The following is a 6,046-nucleotide window of genomic DNA, read 5'->3' as shown; positions in this document are numbered from 1 at the left end:
GAGAGTCACGGCTCGTACGCGCAAAAACCTGTTGCCACATTAGCGCAAGTGGAGTTCGGCAATGAATTTTTGCAATTTCCAGGTGCTCCGAACGTAGACATCAGTCGTTTCTCCAAAGGCAATACAGTCACGCCGGGAGTTTATCGCTCGGATATTTACGCAAACGGTGCATGGCTGGGGCGTGCGGAAGTCACGTTCCGCAACACGACAGGGGATGATTCCGGAGCTACCCCCTGTTTTGACCGGGCGCTATTTGAAATGGCCGGCGTCGATTTCGAAAAGTTGTCGGAAGCCACAATTGCTGCGCTTCAGGATAAAACACCGGGCGCATGTCGGCAGTTGGACAAGTTGATCCCAGCGGCAACAGCAGTCTACGATAGTGCGGATTTGCGTCTGGATATCAGCATTCCTCAGATCGCCTTGCGTCGCAATGCGCGGGGTTATATCAGTCCTGAACTTTGGGACAAGGGGGTCAACGCCGGTATCCTGGGCTACAACTTCAATGCATTCCGGAGCAGCAGCAGTGGTGCCGCGGCCAATACATCTTACTATCTCGGGCTCAATGGCGGCGTTAACTTGGGCGATTGGCATTTACGTAATTCTTCGTCGGTGTCCAAGCAAAGCGGTGGCACTCTGGAATATCAAAATGTGTCGACCTATTTGCAGCGCGATATCGTGCCGCTGAAAAGCCAACTTGTTATTGGTGATTCCTTTACACCGGGGCAGCTCTTTGACAGCGTCGGATTTCGGGGCGTCAGTCTGGCTTCTGACGATCGCATGCTGCCGGATTCGCAAAACGGTTATGCACCTACAGTGCGCGGCGTTGCCAAAACTAATGCCAAGGTACGTGTCACGCAAAATGGCAACATCATTTACGAAACCACGGTTGCCCCAGGGCAGTTTGAAATCAACGATCTGTATCCGACAGGTTTCGGCGGTGACCTGCGGGTCGAAGTGACGGAAGCGGACGGCAGTCGCAGCAGCTTTACCGTTCCCTACGCCTCGATTGCACAATTGCTGCGTCCGGGCGTCGGACGCTATAACGTCACGGCAGGTCGGACACGCAATGTCGGACTCAGTAATCCTATCAGTTTTGTGCAAGGTACCTATGAGCGCGGTATCAGCAATGATCTGACCTTGTTCACCGGTGGTATTGCTGCTGCGGATTACCTGGCGTTCCTGGGTGGTTCGGCGTTTAATACGCCGCTTGGTGCGCTCTCCTTGAGTGTTACGCATTCTCACGCCAAGGTTTCCGACAGTGACGTACGCGACGGTCAGAGTGCCAAGATCGATTTCAGCAAGTTCATCAAAGACACCGGCACCAATTTTTCGTTGGCAGCCTATCGTTATTCCAGTAGCGGTTATTTGCGATTATCCGATTTGCAAGCTGCAAAAAGTCTGATCGCGCAGAATATCAACACCTCTCAGCAAGATCGTCAGCGCAGTCAGTTGCAATTAATTATTAATCAGACCTTGGGCAACAATTACGGCGCGCTCTATTTGTCAGGCGCAACACAAAATTACTGGAATCGTCCAGGCTCGAATACGCAATTCAATTTTGGCTATAGCAATATCTGGGGCCCTGCTGCGTACAATATTTCCATCCAGCGTCAAAAAGATCTGACGAGTGGCTCGACCAATACTTTATTCTTTGCCAGTGTTTCTTTCCCGCTGGGACGTGAAGTGCATTCACCGCGTATCAGCAGCAGTGTCAGCAGGGATCAGCGTAGCGGTACCAGTTTGCAAACATCCATCAACGGTACGGCGGGAAGCGACAACGCGTTCGCGTATGGCGCAACCATGTCGAAAGATGGTTCCGGTTCAAAAACCGGTTCACTCAACGGCCAGTACAACGCGCCTTACGCCAATCTGGGTGCTACCTATACGCAAGGCAGTTTTGGTTCTTCGCAGTCGTTCCAGGCATCGGGCGGTTTGGTTGCACACGCAGGCGGCGTCACACTGTCGCAATCGCTAGGCGAAACAATCGGCATCATTCAGGCGCAAGGAGCCGAGAATGCACAGGTCAATACCTCAGGCGTGCGTATCGATGGACGCGGCTATGCCGTTGTCCCTTATCTGACGCCATACCGTATCAATGAGATTGCGATCGACCCCAAGGGAACCTCAACCGATGTCGAGCTCAGCGTCACCAGCCAACGCGTCGCACCACATGCCGGCGCGGTGGTATTGCTGAAATACGCCACGGTCACAGGTCGTTCCGTGCTGATTCAGGCCAAGCTGCCGAACGGCGAGCAGATCCCATTCGGTGCAGAGGCGTTTGACGATCAGGGTAACTCTGTCGGTCTGTCGGGACAGGGCGGCCGGATTTTTGTCCGCACGGCATTGGCCGACCAAGGCAAACTGGTTGTGAAGTGGGGCAGCAAGAAAGACGAGCGATGCACGTTGACTTATCAGTTGCCTCCGCGTGATAAAGATGCCAAGGGTATCTCTTACGATTCAACCAGCGCAGTGTGCCAGCCAGTGGTGGAAGTGCAGGCGAAGAAGGACGATGCGATTGCAGCAGTTCCAGCAAAGATGGACGTAAAGGTAGAATAAGCCGGAGCGATTCTGCTCCGTCTTCAGGACGTGACAGCGACCGGATAGTCTGAGTGCACAGCACGAAGGACATCCGGTCGTTTCTTATTTTTCTTTTCGTTTCTTGTTCTTGTTCTTGCCCTGCGATGTGGCAGACGCACTTTGTCACATCATCCTATATCGATGCCAGAGAAATCAGCGCCCGTTGGGCAGGACTATCAGCATCCCATGCCGGTATCCACAGTCTTGCGTACGCATCGGCATCAAGGCGGCGCGAGGCGTCATCTCTTGCATGCTCATCCTTATCCGTATAGCCGCGCTGTTCTTTGGCAACGCTGTCGATTGCTATCGCAACCTGAGCGGCCACGCGTGGCCCCAGCACCGGATCCCTCAGCAGGGTTTCGAGTTGCTGCAGCAGAGCTATGGCGGGACTGACTGCCTGATTCATGAGAGTGCTCCCCTGCACGCGTGTGCAGATATCCCGGCTTGAACGGACGGCGTCCATCGTAACGAATCTCAATGGACGCCGCGCACGACAACAATTGCAACAGATACTAGTGAAGCAAGAATGAAGCCTGGCGATCAGCCGTTGCGGAAGATGAAGCTGTACGCATTGAGTGCAGGCACACCGCCGAGATGCGCGTACAGCACCTTGGAGCCTTCAGGGAATTCACCGAGACGGACTTTTTCAATCATGCCGTGCATCGACTTGCCCTCATACACCGGATCGGTGAGGATGCCTTCGGTGCGTGCGCAAAGACGAATTGCCTCCAGCGTGCCTTCATTCGGCAAACCGTATTCCGGGCCGCCGAAGCGTGTGTCGAGGACGACGTCTTTTTCCGTAATATCGTAGTTCAGCTCCACCAGTCCGGCCGTGTTCTTGGCGATACGCAGGATCTGGTCGAAAGTTTGTTGTGGTTTGGCGGAAGCGTCGATGCCGATCACGCGGTCGGCGCGGCCATCTGCAGCAAAGCCAACTACCATGCCCGCCTGTGTACTGCCGGTCACGGCACAGGTAACAATGTAATCGAACTTGAAGCCGAGTTCTTCTTCCTGCTGGCGTACTTCTTCGGCAAAGGCGACGAAGCCCAGACCGCCCTTGGGATGCTCCGAGCAACCGGCAGGAATCGGATATGGCTTGCCGCCGCTCTGGCGCACGCTCTCCATCGCATCTTCCCAGCTCTTGCGGATACCGATATCGAAACCGGCCGCATCCAGACGCACGTCGGCGCCCATGATGCGCGACATTTCGATATTGCCGACACGGTCATACACAGCGTCGGAATAGTTCACCCAGTTCTCTTGCACCAGCACGCACTTCAGTCCCAGATGAGCCGCCACCGCTGCAACCTGGCGTGTCTGGTTCGACTGGATACCGCCGATCGATACCAGCGTGTCGTAGCCGCCTTCCAGCGCTTCAGGAATCAGGTACTCCAGCTTGCGTGTCTTGTTGCCGCCGAAGGCCAGGCCGCTGTTGCAATCTTCGCGCTTCATGTAGAGATCAACTTTGCCGCCGAGATGCGCGCTCAGGCGCTTGAGCGGTTGAATTGGCGTCGGGCCGAAGGTCAGCGGATAGCGGGCGAATTTTTTCAGATTCATGCGTGATGCTCCTGGAGAGTGAAGGGATATCCACGCATCGGCACTGGCGAACAAGGACGGCATGGACTGCTCCTCCGATATCGGGGTGATGTGCGATGACGTGTCATGGTGTAGCGATATGCGCTGGATTTCATTGTAGAAATGAATGCGCGAATCAGGGTTGCAAACTTGCGCTACTATTTGATGATTAAACCTTCAAGAATCAATTTATGTTTATTTTTATTCTGAAAAATACACTATGAAAGCAATGAAATTGCGTAGCAAGAGCGTTGAAACGGAATCCTTCAACGACACCCTCGATCGCACCGACCGCGCCATCCTCAAGCTGCTGCAACGCGACGCCTCGATTTCCAATGTGGCATTGGCGGCCAAGGTCAATCTCAGCGCGCCGGCCTGCCTGCGCCGGGTAGAGCGTCTCAAGGAATTGGGATTGATCAAAGGTATCGTGGCATTGCTCAATCCTCGTGCGCTGGATGCGGGCACGCTGGTGATGATCGGCGTCGTGCTGGATCGCTCCACGCCGGAGTCGTTCACTGCCTTTGAGAAGGCGGTGCAGAAGGTGTCAGGCTGTCTGGAATGCCACGTCGTCACGGGTGAGTTCGACTACTTCATGCTGGTGCGCACCAAGGATAACGACAGCTTCAATCGCCTGCATGCCGAGCAGTTGTTGTATCTGCCGGGCGTGCGACAGGTGCGCACCTTCATGGTGATCAAGGAAGTGCTGTCGACTACGCAGCTGCATTTATAAGCTGCATCACGAGTTGTACTCGTGAGCTGCAGCAAGCTCAGATGTCCTTGTTCAGCTCGCCCAGCAGATAGTCGAGGAAGATTTCCACGATACGCGGCAAGGTGCGTCCCGATAGCGTCTGCACCTCAACGTAGCGTCCGTCAAGCGCGCGGTCGCGAATCGGCACCATCGTGAACTCACCCTTGGCGATGCGGTAGCGCACCGTCACCTCGCCGGTGATCGACAAGGCGTCGCCCTCCAGCAGATAGTTGTGCAGCGTCTGGATGTAATTGCTGGTGAGGACTGGTTCAAACACCAGTTGCTGGCGACTGCACGCCAGATCGAACAGCTGCCGCAGCGTGGTATCCGGGTCGGGCAGCGCCAGCGGATAGGGCCGCAGCTGCGACAGTGTCACGCTCTTGAACTTGCTCAGTGGATGGCCGTTGCGCATCAGCAGCAGCACCGGCGCAGGTTGCTGGTGCACGATCTTGATATCCGGCTCGGGCAGGCGGTTGAAGGTCACGCCGATGTCGGCATTGCCGTCGCGCACCTGGCGCGAGACCATGGTCGGCGGCCCCACATACACCTGAAACTGGATTGCCGGATACTTTTGCTGAAACGAGCGGATCAGCCGCGGCATGAAGTCGATGCCGAATCCCTCCGACGCCGCCACCCGGATACGTCCGCTGCGCAAGCCCTTCAGCGCCAGCAGGTCAGCCACCACGCGATCCGCTTCCAGCGTCACCTTTTGCGCATGTGCGGCCAGCATTTCTCCGCCCGCGCTCAGCACCATGCCGCGTGGGCGGCGCTCGAACAGGACGGTGTCGAGCAACTCTTCCAGGCTGCTGATCTGGCGGCTGATTGCCGAACTGGCCACATTCAGGCGCTGCGACGCTTCAGCGATGGAGCCGCAACGCACCACTTCGAGGAAGTAGCGCAGCGCAGTGTCTTGCAGATATTGAGATTTCATGTCGGCCTTTGCGAACGCGATGCAGATGTCATCGCCACCGTTCACAAGTAAGCAAAAAGCCTGCCTTCTCATTTCGGCAACGCAGGCATAGGAATTCTCTAATTGTTGCAGCGCCTCAATCGACCTAGTATCCACTTCACGTTGTTGCTCAAATGGTTGCTCAATTTGTTGCAGAGTTTCATGTCGTTGTTTTTCAAACAATTCTGAATGGAAGG

5 protein-coding genes are annotated in these 6,046 nt (G+C 55.4%); 2 read left to right on the top strand and 3 right to left on the bottom strand.

The features are described from left to right. Window positions 1-2,556, top strand: a 2,556-nt coding sequence (locus PQR63_RS20730; RefSeq protein ID WP_408169837.1) for a fimbria/pilus outer membrane usher protein, incomplete at its 5' end; no start/stop codon positions are given. 154 nt (window positions 2,557-2,710) lie between these two features. Here the strand turns inward: PQR63_RS20730 and PQR63_RS20725 are convergent. Together PQR63_RS20725 and PQR63_RS20720 are read right to left on the bottom strand one after the other, a co-directional pair. Further along, window positions 2,711-2,983, bottom strand: a complete 273-nt coding sequence (locus PQR63_RS20725) for a hypothetical protein (RefSeq protein ID WP_408169836.1) — start codon at window positions 2,981-2,983, stop codon at window positions 2,711-2,713. A 134-nt stretch (window positions 2,984-3,117) separates the two neighbouring features. Further along, window positions 3,118-4,134, bottom strand: a complete 1,017-nt coding sequence (locus PQR63_RS20720; protein WP_408169835.1) for a 1-aminocyclopropane-1-carboxylate deaminase — start codon at window positions 4,132-4,134, stop codon at window positions 3,118-3,120. A gap of 238 nt (window positions 4,135-4,372) precedes the next feature. On the opposite strand from PQR63_RS20720, the gene PQR63_RS20715 reads away from it, so the two are divergent. Beyond that, window positions 4,373-4,882 (top strand): Lrp/AsnC family transcriptional regulator, encoded by a 510-nt coding sequence (locus PQR63_RS20715; RefSeq protein ID WP_408169834.1) that lies wholly within the window; start codon window positions 4,373-4,375, stop codon window positions 4,880-4,882. A 37-nt stretch (window positions 4,883-4,919) separates the two neighbouring features. Here the strand turns inward: PQR63_RS20715 and PQR63_RS20710 are convergent, their stop codons facing one another. Next, a complete protein-coding gene (locus PQR63_RS20710; RefSeq protein WP_050476634.1) occupies window positions 4,920-5,831 on the bottom strand; it encodes a LysR family transcriptional regulator in 912 nt (303 codons plus the stop codon). Between the last annotated feature and the right edge of the window lie 215 nt (window positions 5,832-6,046).

The organism is Herbaspirillum rhizosphaerae, from assembly GCF_046025915.1.
Classification (GTDB): Bacteria; Pseudomonadota; Gammaproteobacteria; order Burkholderiales; family Burkholderiaceae_D; genus Herbaspirillum; species Herbaspirillum rhizosphaerae_A.
Note: the sequence above shows the minus strand (reverse complement) of the source record. Positions and strands in the feature narration are given on the sequence as shown.